An 18,440-nucleotide genomic window follows, 5' to 3' on the forward strand; every position below is an offset into this window, starting at 1 on the left:
CCCGGGGACGGGTCGCACTGGGGCTTCCGTTTCGACCGCAGCAGCGGGTGAGCTTGCAATGGATGCCGTACTTTATCTGACCCATCGAATCCCGTGGCCGCCCAACAAGGGCGACAAGATTCGCTCGTACCATATCCTGCGCGATCTGACGCGGCGCTACCGGGTCTACCTGGGCACCTTTATCGACGACCCGGCCGATGCGGCCTACGTCAAAGAGCTGGAGCGCTGCTGCGCGGGCGTCTGCGTGCGCCCGCTCTCGCCGGGGCGCGCAAAATGGCGCGCCCTGCGCGGCCTGCTGACACAGGAGCCGCTGACCCTCCCCTGGTATCGCGATTCGGAACTGCAGCGCTGGGTCGACCGGGTACTGGAGCAGCAGGAGATCTCGCGCGCTCTGGTGTTCTCCTCGGCCATGGCGCAATACCTCCCGCCCCGGGCCCGCCTGACGCGGGTGGTGGACTTCGTCGATGTCGACTCCGACAAGTGGACCCAGTACGCCGCCAGCAAGCCCTGGCCGATGAGCGCGATCTACCGCCGCGAAGGACGCCAGCTGTTGCGCTATGAACGACAGGTCGCGGCGCGCAGCGAGGCCAGCCTGTTCGTATCACCGGACGAAGCCGCGGCATTTCGGGCCCTGGCGCCGGAGAGTGCCGAGCGGGTGCATGCACTGAACAACGGCGTCGATGCGGCGTACTTCGACCCGCAGCACCTCCCGAAGAAAGGCCCCTATCCGGACCGGGTCCAGCCGATCGTGTTCAGCGGGGCCATGGACTACTGGCCGAACGTGGAGGCGGTGGTCTGGTTCGCGGAATCCGTCCTGCCACGCATTCGCCAGGTTCACCCGGATGTGCGTTTTTACATTGTCGGCAGCCGGCCCGCGCCGGAGGTCCGCGAACTGGAGCGCCAGCCGGGCGTTGAGGTCGTGGGACCAGTGGAAGACATGCGCCCCTGGGTCGGCGGTGCCGCGGTTTCGGTGGCGCCCCTGCGGATCGCGCGCGGAGTCCAGAACAAGGTGCTCGAGGCCATGGCGCTGGCGCGGCCGGTCGTGGCCTCCCCGCAGGCGCTCGAGGGGATCACCGCCGTACGCGATGACGAGGTGATCGAGGCCGAGACCGACCCCGAGGTGTTCGCCCGCGCGGTCCTGCAGTGCCTGGAACAGCCCGATCCCGAGATGGCCGCCCGCGCCCGCCGACGCATCACCACGGACTACGACTGGGGCCGCAACCTCGCGTGCCTGCACGACTATCTCGAGAGCGGGCTGGCGCACGAGGGCGAGGCGATCGTCTCCCGGGGGGATGCATGAGCACGCCGGCCACTGTGATGTCCCAGCCGCTGGTGCAACGGTGGTGGGCGCCCGTGCTGGCACTGGCCGCCCTGATTGCGACCACGCTGGTTGTGTTCGCGCCCACATTCGTCTCGATGGTGGATACCTGGGCGCGTTCGGATACCTTCGCGCATGGATTCCTGGTCGTACCGATCGTCCTGTTTCTGGTCTATCTCAAGCGTGACGAGCTGGCGGCTGTATCGCCGCGCCCCTATCCCCTGGCGCTGGTCCCGATCGTGCTGCTGGGGCTCGCCTGGGTCATGGGCGAGCTGGTGGATGTCATCTCGGTGCGCCAGTTCGCCGCAACCCTGATGATCCCCTTCCTGGTGTGGCTGGTCATGGGCACCACAGTCGTGCGCGTCCTGCAGTTCCCGCTGGCCTACCTGCTGTTCGCCGTCCCGCTGGGCGAATTCCTGGTGCCTCCGCTGATGGACTTCACCGCGGAGTTCACCGTCGCGGCGGTTCAACTGTCCGGGATACCGATCTACCGCGACGGCCTGCACTTCGAACTGCCGACCGGACGCTGGTCGGTGATCGAGGCCTGCAGCGGTGTGCGCTATCTGATTGCGTCGGTCGCGCTGGGGACGCTGTACGCCTATCTGATGTACCGCAGCCTCTGGCGGCGGCTGGCCTTTGTCGGTGTCGCGATCATCGTGCCGATCATCGCCAATGGCCTGCGCGCCTACATGATCGTGATGATCGGACACCTGAGCGACATGGAGTATGCCGCGGGCGTCGACCACCTGATCTACGGGTGGGTCTTCTTCGGTGTCGTGATCTTTCTGATGTTCTGGATCGGGGCCTTCTGGCGCGAGGATGGGGCAGCCGGGGAGCCCGCCCGCCGAGTCCCGGCACGAGCCCAGCAAACCGGGGCCATGGGCTTTGCTCATATGGCCGTGATCGCCGCGCTGGTGGTCACACTGGGTCCCGTCTATGCCCACTGGATGGACACCCGGGATCTCGGCCCGATACAGGGCCTGGGCACCGGACCGATCGTTCCTTCCGGCTGGACCGCCGTGCCCGCTCGGGAGCGGCCCGGCTGGCAGCCCGGCTACCAGTTCATGCGTGCGGAGCGCGGGGGCTGGGTCGTAAACGATTCACAGGTGGAGGTCGGCATGCACGTAGGCTTCTACCGCGAACAGGCGCGCCACGGAAACATGCTCGGCTGGCACAACACGCTGGCGGGCCGGGAGCGGGCCGAATGGAGCCAGGCCCGGCGCGGCCAGGCGGAGGTCGCGGGCTATCCCGATCCGCAGCGGGTCCTGCTGCGCGGGCGCCAGCAGCAGATGGTGGCCTGGCAGTGGTACTGGGCGAACGGGCATCTCACCACCCGGCCCTTCGAGGTCAAGGCCCGCGAGGCCATTAGCCGACTGCTGGGCGGGCGCGACGACGCCGCGCTGATCGTAATCTACGCCGAATACCACGACGAACCGCAGCAGGCCGAGGATGCGATACGCGCCTATGTGGAGGCCGCGATGCCGCAGGTGCTGGAACGGCTGCAGGACGTGAACCAGCGATGAGCGCCCTGGCATCCAAGGGGAGTGCCGCCGACCCGCGCCCATGCGTGGCCCATGTCATCCATCGCCTGGATGTCGGCGGCATGGAGAACGGACTGGTCAACCTGCTCAACCACATGCCCGCCGAGCGCTACCGGCACGCGATCATCTGCATGACCGACTACACGCGGTTCAGCGAGCGCCTGCAGCGGGAGGACATCAGCCTGCATGCCCTGCACAAGCGCGAGGGCAAGGACCTGGGCGTACACCGGCGCCTGTGGCGGCTGCTGCGCGAACTGCGCCCCGCGATCGTCCACACCCGCAATCTGGCAACACTGGAGGGGCAGGTCACCGCCGCCCTGGCCGGCGTGCGCGCCCGGGTACATGGCGAGCACGGCTGGGATATCGCCGACCTCGATGGCTCCCGCGACAAGCATCGTTACATGCGACGGTTGGTGCGCCCCCTGGTCGGCCGGTACATCGCCCTGTCGCGCCATCAGATGGACTACCTGCAGCAACGGGTTGGTGTCGGAACCAAGCGGCTGACGCACATCTGTAACGGGGTGGATACCGGGCGATTCCACCCGCGCGAGGGCACCCGCACAGGCCCCTGGCCCCCGGGCTTTGCCGGCCCGGAGGACATCGTGATCGGGAGCGTGATGCGGATGCAGGCAGTGAAGGCCCCGCTGGACCTGGTAGAGGCATTCATTGCCCTGCGCGAAAACACCCCGGTGCCCTTCGACCGTCTTCGCCTGGTGATCGTGGGAGACGGCCCGCTGAGGGAACAGGCCCGCCAGCGCCTGGAGGCCGCCGGAGTCGCGCAACAGGCATGGCTGCCGGGGGCCCGCGAGGACATCCCGCAGTGCCTGCGGGCGATGGACCTCTTTGTCCTCCCCTCTCTGGCCGAGGGGATCTGCAACACCATCCTCGAGGCCATGGCCTCCGGGCTTCCGGTGATCGCGACCGACGTTGGCGGCAATCCTGACCTGGTGACCCCCGGAAACACGGGGGCCCTGGTCCCCGCAGGGGCGCCGGCCGCCCTCGCCGAGGCCATCCGCAATGCACTCGCCAGTCCGGATACCCGCAAGCGCATGGGACAGGCGGCCCGCATTCGCGCCGAGGCCGAATTCAGCATGGACGCCATGGTGGCCGGCTACCTCGGGGTCTACGACAGCCTGCTGGACAGGGCCAACGCCCGAACCCCCTCGGTTCGGGCAAGGGGCCGCCGGCGACAACACGAAACGATGGGGCGCTGACATGTGCGGTATCGCCGGTATTTTCGATCTGCACGGGCGGCGCCCGATTGACCGCGCCTGTCTGGAGGGCATGAATGCCACCCAGTTCCACCGGGGCCCGGACGAAGGCGGTATCCACCTGGAGCCCGGGGTCGGGCTGGCGCATCGCCGCCTGTCGATCATCGACCTTGCCAGTGGCCAGCAGCCACTGTTCAACGAGGATGGAAGCGTCGTCGTCACCTACAACGGCGAGATCTACAACTTCCCGGAGTTGACCCATGAACTCCAGCGGGCGGGCCATCGCTTTCGTACCCACTGCGATACGGAAGTCATCGTGCACGCCTGGGAGGAATGGGGCGAGGACTGCGTCCAGCGCTTTCGCGGGATGTTCGCTTTCGCCCTCTGGGACCGCCACACCCAGACCCTGTTTCTGGCCCGCGATCGCCTGGGCATCAAGCCGCTTTACTACAGCACGCTGCCGGATGGCCAGCTGATCTTTGGCTCCGAACTCAAGGTCCTGCTGGCCCATCCCGGGCAGACACGCGAGCTCGATCCCTGCGCGGTAGAGGAATACTTCGCGTATGGCTATGTGCCCGAGCCGCGCAGCATTCTGGGCGGCGTCCACAAGCTTCCACCGGGGCATACGCTGACCGTACGGCGCAACCAGCGCTCCGCCGCCAGCCCGCGTGCGTACTGGGATGTCCCCTTTGCGACAACCGCCCCCATCGGCATGTCGGAGGCGGCGGAGGAGTTGACCGAACGTCTGCGCGAGTCCGTGCGCATCCGCATGGTCGCCGAGGTACCGCTGGGGGCCTTCCTGTCGGGGGGCGTGGATTCCAGCGCCGTGGTGGCGATGATGGCCGGGCTCTCCACCGAGCCCGTGCGCACCTGTTCCATCGGCTTTGCCGACCCCGCCTATGACGAGTCGCGCTATGCCCGGGAGGTCGCCGAGCGTTACGCGACAGAGCATCACAACCGCGAGGTCGACCCCGATGACTTTGCCCTGCTGGAACGCCTGGGCGATCTCTACGATGAACCCTTTGCCGACAGCTCGGCCCTGCCGACCTATCGCGTCTGCGAGCAGGCCCGCCGACAGGTCGTGGTCGCGCTGTCCGGTGACGGGGGCGACGAAAACCTGGCGGGCTATCGCCGGTATCGGCACCACCTCGCCGAGGAACGCCTGCGCAACCCGCTGCCCCTGGGCCTGCGGCGGGTCCTGTTCGGCAGCCTGGCCCAGGTCTATCCCAAGGCGGACTGGGCGCCGCGCCCGCTGCGCGCCCGGGCGACCTTCCAGGCACTGGCGCGGGATGCGGTCGAGGGATATTTCCAGGGCGTGTCGGTGCTGCGCGACGAGCAGCGCAACTCTCTGTTCTCGCCCGCATTCCGCCGCGAGCTGCAGGGCTACGGGGCGGTCGAGGTGCTGCGCGCCCATGCCGGGCGGGCCCCGACCGATGACCCGCTCTCGCTGGTGCAGTACCTGGACCTCAAGACCTACCTCCCGGGCGACATCCTGACCAAGGTCGACCGCGCCAGCATGGCGCACTCGCTGGAGGTCCGCGTGCCGCTGCTGGATCACCCGCTGGTGGAGTGGGCCTCCACGCTCGCACCGGAACTGAAGCTGCGCGACGGCGAAGGCAAGGCGGTCCTGAAAAAGGCGATGGAACCCTACCTGCCCCACTCGATTCTCTATCGGCGCAAGCGGGGCTTCGCCGTACCCCTGGCCAACTGGTTCCGGGGGCCACTGCGCGAGGCGATGCACGAGCGGGTGCTGGGCGAGCAGATGCGTGATTCCGGGCTGTTCGACGAACGTACCCTCAGGCGTCTGGTCGACGAGCACGGCCGGGGCGCACGCGATCACAGCGCGGCGCTGTGGTCACTGATGATGTTCCAGACCTTTCTGGACAAGGTGCAACCGACCAGCCCGCGCAGCGGCTGCGTCCTGCCTGGAGCCTAGCCATGTATGGACGCCACCCGGTTGCCGATGCCTCGCGTGCCACTCGTGCCATCCTCAGCAACCTACTGGCCCAGGGAGCTCCGAGGCTCTACGTACGCCTGACCCACGAGACCGGCCGTGGCCGTGGCGCGGAGACGGCGGAATCCGTGGCGCAGTACTTCACCACCTGTTTCTTCGACTACTTCGATCAGCTGGGGGTCCCGCCCGAGGCGATCGAGGACGCCCTTCGCGACAAGCACCTGCTGGAGTACGGGCCCGGCGACGTGCCCGGCGTGGCGCTGCTAATGCTGGCCCATGGCGCGGCCCGGGTAACCTGCGTTGACCGCTTTGCGCTGTCGCAGCGCAGCCCCTTTCAGCTGGAGGTCCTGCAGTGCCTGCTGGACGGCCTGGGCCCCGAGGCCCACGAACGGGCGGCCGCGTGCTTCGAGCGCCCCGGCGATCCGGCCTCGGGGTTTCGCAGCGAGCGGCTGGAATACCGCGTGACCCGGGATGGGCTGTCGGGCCTGAACGCCGAGGTCGACCTGATCTATTCGCGCGCGGTGCTGGAACACGTCAATGACCTGGAAGCGACCTTTCGCGACATGGCGACGGCCCTGAAACCAGGGGCGCTGGCGGTCCATCAGGTGGACCTCAAGAGCCATGGCCTGCACCGCGAAAACCCGCTCGACTTTCTCACCTGGCCGGTGGGCCTGTGGCACTGGATGTATGCCGGCAAGGGTGTCCCGAACCGCTGGCGTCTGGACCGCTACCGGCAGGCAATCAAGCGTGCAGGACTCGTGGTTCGGCATCTCGAGTCCACGGCCGAGGCACTGGACGAGGATGTGGCTGCAGTGGCCCCTTATCTGGCCGAACCATTTCGCGGGCTCGACAAGGCCACGCTGCGCTGCCTGGGATTCTGGCTCGTGGTGACCCGCCCGGCGCCCGACGACGAAGCGAGGGCGGCGGCATGAAGATCCTCCACGTCCTCGACCACTCCATCCCGCTGCACAGCGGGTACACCTTTCGCACCGCGGCCATCCTGCGCGAACAGCGCCGCAGGGGCTGGCAGACCTGTCACCTGACCAGCCCCAAGCATACCGGCGCGAACGCGGACGAGGAGACGATCGACGGCCTGCATTTCTACCGCACGACCTACAACCCGAGCGCGATCCCGGGGGTCGAACAATGGGGGTTGATGCAGGCGCTGACCCAGCGGCTGACCCGCGTCGCCTGCCAGGTCGCGCCCGACATCATCCATGCGCACTCGCCCGCACTGAATGCCCTGCCGGCCCTGCGTGCCGGTCGCCGGCTGGGGATCCCGGTGGTCTACGAGGTGCGGGCATTCTGGGAGGACGCCGCGGTCGACCATGGCACCGCCCGCGAATATGGCCTGCGCTACCGCCTGACGCGAGAGCTGGAGACCTATGCCCTGAAGCGCGTGGGACATGTCACCACCATCTGCGAGGGACTGCGCCGCGACATCATCGCGCGCGGCATCCCGGCCGAGCGGGTCACCGTGATCCCCAATGCGGTGGACGCGGATGACTTCCACCTGGGCGGCCAGCCCGATCCCGCCCTGAAGGCCGAACTGGGTCTGGGTGACGCCCGTGTGCTCGGCTTTCTCGGGTCTTTTTATGCCTACGAGGGACTGGATACCCTGCTCGAGGCCTTTCCGCTTATCCAGGCCCGGGCGCCCGACGTGCGCATCCTGCTGGTCGGGGGCGGCCCGCAAGCCGAGCGCCTGAAGGCCCAGGCCGAACGCCTCGGCATCCAGGACCGCGTCATCTTCACCGGGCGCGTCCCGCATCACCAGGTGCAGCGCTACTACGACCTGGTCGACCTGCTCGTGTATCCACGCCATTCGATGCGCCTGACCGACCTGGTCACGCCGCTGAAACCACTGGAGGCAATGGCCCAGGGGCGCCTGCTGGTGGCATCGGACGTGGGCGGGCACCGGGAGCTGATCCGGGATGGCGAGACCGGCTGGCTGTTCCCGGCCGACAACCCCGAGGCCCTGGCCACCCGGGTGCTGGAGACGCTCGAGCACCCCGAACACTGGCCACGGGTGCGGGAGAACGGACGGCGTTTCGTGGAACAGGAGCGCACCTGGGCGGCGAGTGTCGCACGCTACCAGTCGGTCTACGACGGGCTGCGGGCCCGGCCGGAGGTGCTGCGTGCCGGATGACGGGCGCCCACGTCTGGTGGTCTTCACGCGCGTGTACCCGAACGCGGCGCAACCCAATCTGGGACTGTTCGTGCGCGAGCGCATGCGCCGTGTCGCCGAACATCTCGACCTGGTCGTCGTGGCCCCGGCGCCCTGGTTCCCGTTCCAGAACTGGCTGGGACGCCTGCGTCCGCACGCCCGACCGCCGCTGCCGGCCTTCGAGCGGCAGGGGTCGATTCACGTCTACCACCCTCGTTTCCTGTGTATCCCGGGCCTGTTCAAGTGGACCGACGGCTTCTTTCAGGCGCTCGGCAGTCTGCGCCTGATGCGTCGGCTGCAGCGCGAGTTCGGCTTCGACGTAATCGATGCCCATTTCATCTATCCCGACGGGGTCGCCGCGCGCTGGCTGTCACGCTGGTTGAACCGCCCCTGCACCATCACCCTGCGCGGCAGCCTGAACCGTTTCCGCGACCGGCCGCTGCACCGGGCGCAGATTCGCCGGGCGCTGGAGGATGCGGCGCGGGTGTTCTCGGTGGCCGGGGCGCTGCGCGACGAGGCGCTGGACTGGGGCATCGAGCCCGACCATGTGCAGGTCGTGGGGAACGGGGCCGATCTCGACCGCTTCAAGCCTGAGGACCGGACCGAGGCCCGGCAGCGCCTGGGCCTGCCCGCCGAGGGGCGGTTCCTGATCTCCGTCGGCGGGCTCTCCGAGCGCAAGGGCTTTCACCGCGTGATCGCGACCCTGCCCGAACTGCTGCAACAGCACCCGGACCTGCATCTGGTGATTGCCGGCGGCGGCACCCCCGAGGGCAACAACGAGGCCGAGCTGCGCCAGCAGGTCCAGGCACTGGGGCTGCAGGACCGGGTGTGGTTCCTCGGGCCCGTCGCGCCCGACGAGCTGCGGTTCGTGTACTCCGCGGGGGACTTGTTCGTGCTCGCCACACGCTTTGAAGGCTGGGCGAATGTCTTCCTGGAGGCCTCGGCCTGCGGGCTGCCCATCGTCACCACGGATGTAGGGGGCAACGCCGAGGTCGTCGCCTCGGAGCAGGTGGGGCTGATCGTCCCGTACGGGGATCATGACGCACTGCGCGCGGCGATCCACGAGGCCCTGGGGCGCGAGTGGGACCGCGCGGCGATCCTGGCCCATGCGCGGGCGAATGACTGGCGGGTGCGGATACCCGAACTGGTCGCGGCCTTCGAGACGATCGCCGGGCCCGTCGGACATCGCCTGCCACGGCGCGCCTGAAGATGGGGCTGTACACCTCGCTGATCGCGCATGGCGCGTTTCCCGTGCACGAGCGGTTGAAAGGGCACTCGACGGTGCGCCTGCGCAAGGCGCTGGAGGCGACCCAGTGGTGGGCACCCGAGGCACTGGAGAACCTGCAGCTGACCCGCCTGCAGCTCCTGCTCGAACGCGTGGCCCAACAGATACCGTTCTACCGCCAGTGGTTCGCCGACCAGGGCTGGTCACCCCGCGCACTGACGAGCCTTGCGGATCTTGAACGCCTGCCGATCATCGACAAGGCCGTGCTGCGCCAGGCAGGCCATGAGTGGCAAGCGGACGGGGCACAACACCTGGTCGCGCAACGTACCAGCGGTTCGACCGGCGAACCGCTGGCCTTCTGGCTGGGGCGCGAGCGCATTGCGATGGACATCGCCGCCAAGTGGCGCGCGACCCGCTGGTGGGGCGTCGACATTGGCGATCGCGAGCTGGTCCTGTGGGGCGCACCGAACGAGACCGACGTACAGAATCGCCTGCGGTCCTGGCGCGACCGCGTGCTGCGGTCGCGCCTGGTCCCGGCCCGCGACCTCGACCGGGCACGGGTCGATGCCATCATTGACCAGACTCGCGAGTTCCGCCCGCGCATGATCTTCGGCTATCCCTCCGTACTGGCACGGGTCTGCGCACACGCGCGGGAACAGGGCCGGCGCCTGGATGATCTGGGTATTCGGGTGGCCTTTACCACGTCGGAGGTCCTGCGCCCGGAGTGGCGGGCGATCATCACCGACGTACTGGGCTGTGGGGTCGCGAACGAGTATGGCGGCCGGGATGCCGGCCTGATCGCACGCGAGTGCCCGCATGGCGGGCTGCACCTGACGGCCGAGGCGCTGATCGTCGAGATCCTGGACGATGCCGGGCGACCGCTTCCGGCCGGCGAGACCGGGCAGATCGTGGTCACCAATCTGATGGGCCCGGAGTATCCCTTCATCCGCTACCGCACCGGTGATCGTGGCGCGCTGGACCCGGCGCCCTGCCCCTGCGGGCGCGGCCTGCCGCTGCTGCGGGAGATCGAGGGGCGAGCCAACGACGGCCTGATCGCGCTCGATGGCCGCTGGGTGCACGGCAGTCATTTCAACTACTGCCTGCGCGAGATCGCGGGCCTGCGCTCGTACAAGATCATCCAGCACGCGCCGGACCGGGTCGAGCTGTTGCTGGTCCTCGACGAGCCCCTGGCCGAGACCGTGGAGCAGCGCCTGCGGCGTGCCTTCACACAGGCCCTGGGGGAATCCTTGACGGTGGAAATCCGCCAGGTCGAGGCGATCGCCCCGGAAGCCGGCGGCAAGCACCGGCACGTGGTCTGCCGGGTTCAGTAACCGCCCGCCTGGGCGCGCGCTTCGGCTGGCATCTCGCTCGGCGGGGCGTGCAGCCAGAGATCCAGCATCATCAGCACCCACACCATGTCGCCGTAATAGGCCGCGTGTCCGTCGCGGTGCAGCGCTATCAGTTCGTCGATGAACTGCGGCCGCAGAAAGCCCTGCCCCTTGAGCCGCAGCAGGCTGTCATAGGCCAGTTCGCGCAGCGGCGCGTGGTCGTGCATCCACACCCCGAAGGGCAGGCCAAAGCCATGTTTCTTCTTGTCGATGATGGCGTCGGGCAGAAAGCCCTGCATCGCCTCCTTGTAGAAGTGGCGCAGCCGCTGCCCGCGCAGTTTCTGGTCGGACGGGATGCCCAGGGAGAACTCCACCACGTCGTCGTCCAGCATCGGAAAGACGACATCCACGCCGGCCAGCTCGCACATGCGGGTCACCTTGCGCAGGTCGTTGTCGGCCAGGGTCTGCTGCCAGTCCAGGTACATCATGCGATTGAGCGGCGAGGCGTGTGCCGGCTGGTCGTGGATCTCGCGCATCAGATCCCACGGGGCCTGGGTATCCACCGCCGAGAGAAAGTCCGGCTCGAACATCGCCGTGGGCGAGAGGTGATACAGGTAGTTGTAGGTCTGCAGCCGATCGGGCAGCGGGATGCGCGCCTGCTCCACGTAGCGGCGCGCCTTGCTCAACCAGCCGGCCCCCTGCGGGATGCGGGTCGCCAGGGGTTCCAGCATGCCCTGGCGCAAGGGGCGTGGCAGGCGCTGCCAGTGCTCGAACAGGCCCTGCTTGGCATAGCGTGCGTTGCCGGCAAACAGCTCGTCGCCACCATCGCCGGCCAGCATCCGTGTCACGCCCGCCTGTGCCGCCATACGTGCACAGAAATAGGCAGGCAGCGCCGAGGAGTTGCCAAAGGGCTCGTCGTAACTGCCCGCAATCAGGGGGACAGCGGCGACGACATCGTCCGGCGTCACGTAGTACTCGTTCGCCTGGGTCGCAAAGTGCCGGGCCGCGATGCGGGCGTACTCCATCTCGTCGTAACCCGGGGCATCGAAACCGATGCTGAAGGTCGGCGGCGGCTCGGGGGTCGTCTCGGCCAGGAGCCCGGCCACGGTCGAGCTGTCCAGCCCACCGCTGAGAAAGGCCCCCGGCTTCGGCGTCTCCCGCTGCTGCTTGACGGCATTGCGCAGCTGATCCCGCAGGGCCGTCCCCATCTCGGCGGCATCGCCCATGCGCGCCTCGCGGAAATGCGGGAGCCAGTAGGGCTTCACGCGGATTGTGTCCGCCTGACCGTCCAGGTAATGCGCGGCGCGCAGCTTCTCGACGCCCGCGAACACACTGACCGGTGCGGGCAGCATGTGAAAGAAGAGATAGTGATAAAGCCCCGATGGGGTCGGATCGCGGCTCAGACCGGGATAGCGAACTACACTGCCGGCCGTTGTCCCGAAGGCTACCCCGCCCGGCACCGCCGCCCAGTGCAGCGAGGCCTGCCCCATGCGGTCCACGCCCGCGAGCAGGCGCGGCCGCTGCGGGTCCAGGATCGCCACCACGAAATCCCCCGCCACCTGGCTGAACAGGGCATCGCCGAAACGCCGGTAGGCGTCGAGCAAGGCATGGGCGGGCGACTGCTCCAGCGCCAGGCGCTGCAGGCCGCGCTCCCGCCACCGGGGGTGGCCGGCGATGGCCGCGATCAGCCCATCCGGGGCCTGGGCCACCCAGCCGCCCTGGACCAGACACCCGCCCCGGGGGCCATCGCAGCGCGCGCTGGACTCACCCGGGACCGAAGGGAGCCCCGCCTCCTGCAGGCCGAGGATATCGCCCGCCGCCCCCCTGGGCGCTCCAAACCATCCACATAGTCCCGCCATTGGCCTTCCTGTCGCCTGAAGCGGCGTTCAAGGAAACAGCAGCAAGTGCCCGCCTGTGATGGCTCCCGTGGGCATGCCGATATTCAAGTTTCCGCGTTTACCTTCCAGCAAACCAAAAATGCCGGCAAAAGGTAAAACTCAATGATGGAGGGACTTCCGACCACTTTAAAGTATTGATTATTTGGTACCCGCAAGGTCTCCAGTTGTCGGCCACAAACTTTCACAATAGGGCTTCTGGAAGTATGTGGAATGCGCCACCAGGGAACAGGAGATCTGCATCATGTCGACGCTCGAGCACATCAAGGCCTTGCTTGACAGCGCCCTCGGCCTGAACGGCCGCGCCCAGCACTTTGACCGCTCCACCCCCCTGCTGGGCGGGGTCCCCGAACTGGACTCCATGGCGGTGGTTTCCTTGATCAACGAGATGGAAGAACAGTTCGACATTGTGATCGATGACGATGACGTCAGTGCGGAGACCTTCGAGACCGTCGGCGCCCTAGTCGATTTCGTTGAACACAAGAATGGTGCCTAGATGGACGCCGGTTTCCTGCCGGGCTGCGCCGGACCGATCTTTTATGTCCTGCACCCGGCCGCCCGGGCCCCTGCCCGCGGGCGGGTCCTGTTCGTACCCCCGTTTGCCGAGGAGCTGAACAAGGCCCGGCGCATGGTGGCGCTGCAGGCCCGGCGCATGGCCCGCGAGGGGTACACCGTCCTGCTGCCGGACCTGTACGGCTGCGGCGACAGCGGTGGCGATTTTGGCGATGCGCGCTGGGAGATCTGGCTCGACGACCTCTCGCGCTGCCTGGATCACCTGGAGGCGGCATCCGACGGCCAGGGCCCCCTGATCCTCTGGGGACTGCGCGCGGGCGCCCTGCTGATCAGCGACCTTCTGGCCACACGCGCCCCGTCGGTGGCGGCGACCGTGCTGTGGCAACCGGTTACCAACGGCGAACAGCACCTGACGCAGTTCCTCCGCCTGCGCATGGCCGCCGCCATGATGGGCGGGGAGAAGGAAAGCACGGGGCAGTTGCGCGGCCGACTGGAGGCGGGAGAAGCCATCGAGGTCGCGGGCTATACGCTGGCGCCGGCACTGGCAGAGGCACTGGCAAAGGCCCGCCTGGCACCACCTCCACACGGGCCGGTGTACTGGTTCGAGGTCAGCGACAGCGAGGGCGCTGCTCTGTCCCCGGGGAGCACCCGGACGCTGGATGCGTGGCGCGAGCAGGGGGTGGAAGCTCACGCCTCCGTTGTCCTCGGCGAACCCTTCTGGAATGCGCCGGACATCCTCGAGGTCCCGGCCCTGCTGGAACACACCATGGATTGCCTGGGACACACGGTATCCCTGGGGCGGGCGGCATGAACGAGCGGGCGGTCGTCTTCCGGCTGGGCGGGGAGGAGCTGCTCGGCATCCTTCACCCCGGCGCCGCCGGGGCCATACGAGGCGTCCTGATCGCCGTGGGCGGCCCGCAGTATCGCGTCGGCAGTCATCGCCAGTTTCTGCTCCTGGCGCGCGACCTGGCGGCTCGGGGGATACCAGTGTTCCGCTTCGATTTTCGCGGCATGGGCGACTCGTCCGGCGCCCAGCGCGACTACGAAGAGGTGCACGATGACCTGCGCGCGGCGATGGATACCTTCTCGGCCGAGGTACCGGGAATGCGCGAGGTCGTGATCTGGGGTCTGTGCGGTGCGGCCTCCGCCGCCTTGTTCTATGCCTGGCGGGACCCCCGGGTGGCGGGCCTGGTGCTGGCCAACCCGTGGGTCCGCACCGACGAGGGCCTGGCCCGCGCCTACCTGAAGACCTACTACCTCCAGCGGCTTGTTTCGCGCGACTTCTGGTCAGGCGCCCTGAAGGGACGCTTCAACCCCTGGGTCTCCCTGCGCTCCCTGGGACGAATGGTCGGCACGGTACTGGGCCGTCGTGCCGGGGCTCCCCCGGCTGCGACCGACGAGGGCCGTTTCGATGTTTCGTCGGCACCTCTGCCGGACCGGATGGCCGAGGGCTGGCGCCGCTTTCACGGGCCGATCCTCCTGGTCCTGAGCGGAGAGGACCTGACGGCCGCCGAGTTTCGGGATGTAGCCAGCCATGCACCGGCCTGGGACGGCTTGCTGCGACAGCCACGCGTGACCCTGCGCGAACTGCCGGACGCCAACCACACCTTTTCCCGCCGCGAATGGCGCGACCAGGTTGCGACATGGACGCATGACTGGCTGCGCCAGGCGCCCGGGCACAGCCCGGGATGATGCCACCCATGGAAACTTCCCTGGCGCACAGCACACCCCCGGCCGAGCCGGAGGGGCTCCCCCGCAAGCCACTGGTGTCGGTGGTCATGCCGGCCTTCAACACGGCGGCCTATATTGCCGAATCCGTCGACAGCGTCCTGGATCAGGACTACCCCAGCATCGAACTCATCGTGGTGGACGACGGCTCGACCGACGGGACGGTCGAGATCCTGCGCGGGTATGGCGATCGTCTGACGCTGCTGACCCAGCAGAACCAGGGGGCGGCCGTAGCCCGCAATACCGGCATCGCGGCTGCCCAGGGCGGCTTCATCGCCTTTATCGATTCCGACGATGTCTGGCTGCCCGGCAAGCTGACCGCCCAGGTGCTGTACATGCAGCAGCACCCGGAGATCGGCCTGGTGCACACGGATTTTCTGGCGTGGAAGCCCGATGCCAGCGGACAGTTCGCCCCGCCCCATACCCTGGCCGATCCCCCGGTTCCGGTGACCGAGGTGCCGGAGATTGTCCCAGAGGGTTCGGGCTGGGTGTACAACCAGCTGTTAATGGAATCCCTGCCGCATACGATCACGGTGATGATGCGGCGCGAGCTGGTGGAACAGGTCGGCCCGTTCGACCCGCAGCTCAAGCGCGGCCAGGACTATGACTACTGGATTCGAGCCTCGCGACTGACCGAGTACCGCCAGCTGGACCGGGTCACCGCCCTTTATCGCCTGCACGGGCGTGGCTGCATGACCCGATACCCGGACGTGAACTACGAGGTCGAAGTGGTCCAGCGGGCGCTGGGTCGCTGGGGTCTGGTGGGGCCCAATGGCGAAAAGACCCCCTGGCCCCGGGTCCGCGAGCGCCTGGGTGATGCCTGTTTCACCTTCGGCTACCACCATTACTGGGAGGGAGACCCACGGATCGCCCGGCGCGCGTTCTTTCAGGCCCTGGTGCGCCGACCGGGACGCATGAAGACCTGGGGGTATCTGGGGGCCAGTACGGTGAAGGCCCTGTTCGCCCGGAGCTAATCTCGGCGGTTTCGATAAACCGCGACACGGCCGATCGGCATCTTTCGCAGCCGCCTGGTGCGGTACTCCCGGTAGGCCACGCGCTCCAGAAATGGGGCCTCGTCCAGCAGCCTTCGCTGGGTCGGGTTCTGGTACACGACCAGCACGTCCCGCTCTCCGTCGGCCTGCAGGGCGCTCTCGAGGTTCGCGAGCACGCGCTCCATGATCGCGGCCTTGAAGGGATTGAACAGGTAGATCAGCAGGTCGCCCGGCGGCAACCCGAACGCGCCGGCGTCGCCACAGACGGTCTCGATCCGGTGCATGCAGCGCTCGGGGTGCCGGTAGATCCGCGCATTCGCGGCGGCGATCGCGTCCAGGCGGGAGTTGTATTCGACCCCGATGATCCGGCGAAACGGATGATGCGATGCGAGCAGCAGCGCCTTTCCCTTGCCCGACCCCAGATCAATGAACGCATAGCGCGCGGGGGCGATGCCCAGGGAGCGGATGATCCTGTGGAACAGACGCGGCGGGGTCCCCTCGTATCCCTCGTGCTCCTGCGGCAGACCCGCGTCGTCCCCGGCCTGGATGCCCGTATTGGTGCCATGCTTGCGGTCGAAGTCCGTCAGCCGGAACAGGACGTTCCGCGGGATGAGGGCCAGGGTGCGCCACCAGCCATGCCGGTGCAGGGAGGAGCTTAACTGAACCAGCGCCTCCTTCATCTCGCCGGCCTGACGGGGACAGCGCCGGAAGGCGCAGGGTCATTCACACTTCTGCCGCCTGCAGCGTCTCGACGAGCACCTTGCGATCAACCTTGCCATTCGCGTTCAGCGGCAGTTCGTCCAGAAGATGGATCTCCCGCGGCACCATTACGGTGGGGAGCCGCTGCCTCAGTCGTTCCCGAATCGCCTCCACGTCCAAGTGTTCGGCGACCACAAAGGCGATGATGCCGGAGGCTCCACTTGCGGTACGCGGCCAGCCGACCGCAACGGCCTGGTCGGTCGCCGCAGCCTCGCGCAGGGCCTGCTCGACTTCTCCCAGCTCGATGCGCACGCCACCGATCTTGATCTGGTGATCGAAGCGCCCGAGGAACTGCAGGGGCTCTCCGGGATACGGGCGCCGCACGAGATCGCCCGTGCGGTAATACAGGGTGCTGTCGTCCCCGAGCCGGATGAATGCGGCCGCGGTGCGCTCCGGGTCCTTCCAGTACCCGGCGCTGACCTGCGGCCCGCTGATCAGGAGCTCGCCCTCGCCCCCTTCCGGCACTTCGTGAAAGTCCTCGTCGACCACGCGAATGCCGACCTGGTTGCCCGGATAGCCGATAGGGGCCATCCCGTGGGTGCACTCGGCAGGCGAACGCGCCGGGTCCCAGCGGTAGAAGCAGGCATCGACGGTGCACTCGGTGGGTCCGTAGGCATTGTCGATCGTGGCGTTGGGCGCGGCGGCCGCCATGATCCTGGCCAGTTCCGCCGACAGGGCCTCGCCGCCAAAGCGACACAGCCGCAGCTGGGGGAAACGGCCGGGGGCCCAGCCGTTGCGGCGACTCATGCCGTGGCCGGCCGACGGCGTGATGTCGATGACGGTCAGGGTCTTGTCGGCGATGTAGCGGTTGGGGTTGAACCACTCGCGGGCGGAGGGGCAGCAAAGACACGCCCCGTAGGCCCATCCCACGTACAGGTCGAACATCGAGGAGTCGAAGGTAATGTCGTAGAACTGCGAGAAACGATCGTTCTCGCTCAGCCCCAGAGGGTCATAGCGCTCCCGCGACATGGCGACGAACCGGGCCGCATTGCGATGACGCACGGCCACGCCCTTGGGTACACCGGTACTGCCCGAGGTGAAGAACAGACAGGCGAGATCGTCGGGATTGACCCGTGCCGGCGACCATCCCTCGGGGGGCGAGGCCGCGTCCAGGGCATAAAAGGCATGCCCGGGCCAGCGGGACTGAAAGGCATCGCAGTCCTCCCGGGTCGGCAGCCAGATCGCACAGTCGGAATGCTCCGGCCCCAGCCAGCCATCCAGCGACTGCATCCCCGTGGCATCCACGACCAAGGCCCCCAAGCCGGCCAGATCGACCATCCGCCGTGTTCGCTCGGGGGGGAAGGACGGGTTCAGGGGTACCAGCGTGTGCCCGGCCATCAGCACCCCCAGAAGGCCCTGGTACAGGATGCGCGAGCGCTGGGCCAGGACGCCGATCGTGCACGGCCCGTCGGCGAGCAGGACGGCCTGCAGGCCCGAAGCCAGGCTGGCACTGGCGGCGTAGAGATCCCGGTAGCGGATCTCGCCCCCCTCCACATCCAGCGCCGGGCGGTCCGCGAACTGCCTAGCCGCGCGCAGGAACCCGGCGTGCAAACCGTACTCGTCCATGGCCATCCGACCACTCCTTGAAGTCACAAATGTACGGGATGGAGGCCGCTCCTGCTGGCGGCAGTTTTTACTTGAATACTCGCCGAAAGCTGGCTGTCCACCCTCTTCTGGGAGAATCCGGAAACCGGTTAAATCACGCAATCCCGACCGCGGGGGATTTACCTGATATTCCGGTTTGGACGGCCGCATGAGTTTTGTAATTAACGGACCATTCCGCCCCGTCAGGCCTCACTTTCCCGTTTCCAC

At 67.8% G+C, this 18,440-nt stretch carries 15 protein-coding genes; 12 read left to right on the plus strand and 3 right to left on the minus strand.

Going from position 1 to position 18,440, the window contains the following annotated elements; all coding sequences use genetic code 11:
• The first annotated feature begins 58 nt into the window (after nucleotides 1–58).
• Genes F468_RS0100305 through F468_RS0100340 form a run of 8 tightly spaced genes read left to right on the plus strand, consistent with a single transcriptional unit; the run spans nucleotide 59 to nucleotide 10,744 of the window.
• Nucleotides 59–1,300, plus strand: coding sequence for a TIGR03087 family PEP-CTERM/XrtA system glycosyltransferase (locus F468_RS0100305; protein ID WP_018993302.1), 1,242 nt, complete (start codon nucleotides 59–61; stop codon nucleotides 1,298–1,300).
• Entirely contained in the window at nucleotides 1,297–2,841 is a 1,545-nt protein-coding gene (xrtA, locus tag F468_RS0100310; protein ID WP_018139505.1) for an exosortase A, read from the plus strand. Before F468_RS0100305 ends, xrtA begins: the two co-directional genes overlap by 4 nt.
• Nucleotides 2,838–4,073 (plus strand): TIGR03088 family PEP-CTERM/XrtA system glycosyltransferase, encoded by a 1,236-nt coding sequence (locus tag F468_RS0100315; RefSeq protein WP_018994390.1) that lies wholly within the window; start codon nucleotides 2,838–2,840, stop codon nucleotides 4,071–4,073. Before xrtA ends, F468_RS0100315 begins: the two co-directional genes overlap by 4 nt.
• Nucleotide 4,074: 1 nt before the next feature.
• Complete coding sequence (locus F468_RS0100320; RefSeq protein WP_018994391.1) at nucleotides 4,075–6,006, plus strand: XrtA/PEP-CTERM system amidotransferase; 1,932 nt, start codon at nucleotides 4,075–4,077, stop codon at nucleotides 6,004–6,006.
• A 2-nt stretch (nucleotides 6,007–6,008) separates the two neighbouring features.
• A complete protein-coding gene (locus F468_RS0100325; RefSeq protein ID WP_018175009.1) occupies nucleotides 6,009–6,956 on the plus strand; it encodes a methyltransferase domain-containing protein in 948 nt (315 codons plus the stop codon).
• A complete protein-coding gene (locus F468_RS0100330) occupies nucleotides 6,953–8,170 on the plus strand; it encodes a TIGR04063 family PEP-CTERM/XrtA system glycosyltransferase (RefSeq protein WP_018994392.1) in 1,218 nt (405 codons plus the stop codon). The genes F468_RS0100325 and F468_RS0100330 overlap by 4 nt, the downstream gene beginning before the upstream one ends.
• Nucleotides 8,160–9,395 carry a glycosyltransferase gene (locus tag F468_RS0100335; RefSeq protein ID WP_018994393.1) on the plus strand — a complete coding sequence of 412 codons (1,236 nt, stop codon included), beginning with the start codon at nucleotides 8,160–8,162 and terminating at the stop codon, nucleotides 9,393–9,395. Before F468_RS0100330 ends, F468_RS0100335 begins: the two co-directional genes overlap by 11 nt.
• A gap of 2 nt (nucleotides 9,396–9,397) precedes the next feature.
• Nucleotides 9,398–10,744 (plus strand): phenylacetate--CoA ligase family protein, encoded by a 1,347-nt coding sequence (locus F468_RS0100340; protein ID WP_018994394.1) that lies wholly within the window; start codon nucleotides 9,398–9,400, stop codon nucleotides 10,742–10,744.
• Here the strand turns inward: F468_RS0100340 and F468_RS0100345 are convergent.
• Complete coding sequence (locus F468_RS0100345) at nucleotides 10,738–12,450, minus strand: asparagine synthetase B (RefSeq protein ID WP_018994395.1); 1,713 nt, start codon at nucleotides 12,448–12,450, stop codon at nucleotides 10,738–10,740. The genes F468_RS0100340 and F468_RS0100345 overlap by 7 nt on opposite strands.
• Before the next feature lie 430 nt (nucleotides 12,451–12,880).
• On the opposite strand from F468_RS0100345, the gene F468_RS0100350 reads away from it, so the two are divergent.
• From F468_RS0100350 to F468_RS0100365, 4 genes are read left to right on the plus strand one after another with little or no spacing between them, the layout of a single operon-like run.
• Nucleotides 12,881–13,132, plus strand: coding sequence for an acyl carrier protein (locus F468_RS0100350; protein WP_012983883.1), 252 nt, complete (start codon nucleotides 12,881–12,883; stop codon nucleotides 13,130–13,132).
• The gene (locus F468_RS0100355; protein WP_018994396.1) at nucleotides 13,133–13,960 is read left to right on the plus strand and encodes a hydrolase 2, exosortase A system-associated; all 828 of its coding nucleotides are present in this window, start codon (nucleotides 13,133–13,135) and stop codon (nucleotides 13,958–13,960) included.
• On the plus strand, nucleotides 13,957–14,841 hold the full coding sequence (locus tag F468_RS0100360; protein WP_018994397.1) for a hydrolase 1, exosortase A system-associated: 885 nt from the start codon (nucleotides 13,957–13,959) through the stop codon (nucleotides 14,839–14,841). Before F468_RS0100355 ends, F468_RS0100360 begins: the two co-directional genes overlap by 4 nt.
• An 8-nt stretch (nucleotides 14,842–14,849) precedes the next feature.
• On the plus strand, nucleotides 14,850–15,851 hold the full coding sequence (locus tag F468_RS0100365) for a glycosyltransferase (protein ID WP_018994398.1): 1,002 nt from the start codon (nucleotides 14,850–14,852) through the stop codon (nucleotides 15,849–15,851).
• Here the strand turns inward: F468_RS0100365 and F468_RS0100370 are convergent.
• Together F468_RS0100370 and F468_RS0100375 are read right to left on the minus strand one after the other, a co-directional pair.
• Nucleotides 15,848–16,549, minus strand: coding sequence for a class I SAM-dependent methyltransferase (locus tag F468_RS0100370; RefSeq protein ID WP_018994399.1), 702 nt, complete (start codon nucleotides 16,547–16,549; stop codon nucleotides 15,848–15,850). The two genes, F468_RS0100365 and F468_RS0100370, sit on opposite strands and share 4 nt — an antisense overlap.
• Nucleotides 16,550–16,592: 43 nt before the next feature.
• Complete coding sequence (locus tag F468_RS0100375; protein ID WP_018994400.1) at nucleotides 16,593–18,200, minus strand: amino acid adenylation domain-containing protein; 1,608 nt, start codon at nucleotides 18,198–18,200, stop codon at nucleotides 16,593–16,595.
• Nucleotides 18,201–18,440: the final 240 nt, after the last annotated feature.

The sequence above is a fragment of the Thioalkalivibrio sp. ALJ2 genome (assembly GCF_000378325.1).
Taxonomy (GTDB): Bacteria; Pseudomonadota; Gammaproteobacteria; order Ectothiorhodospirales; family Ectothiorhodospiraceae; genus Thioalkalivibrio.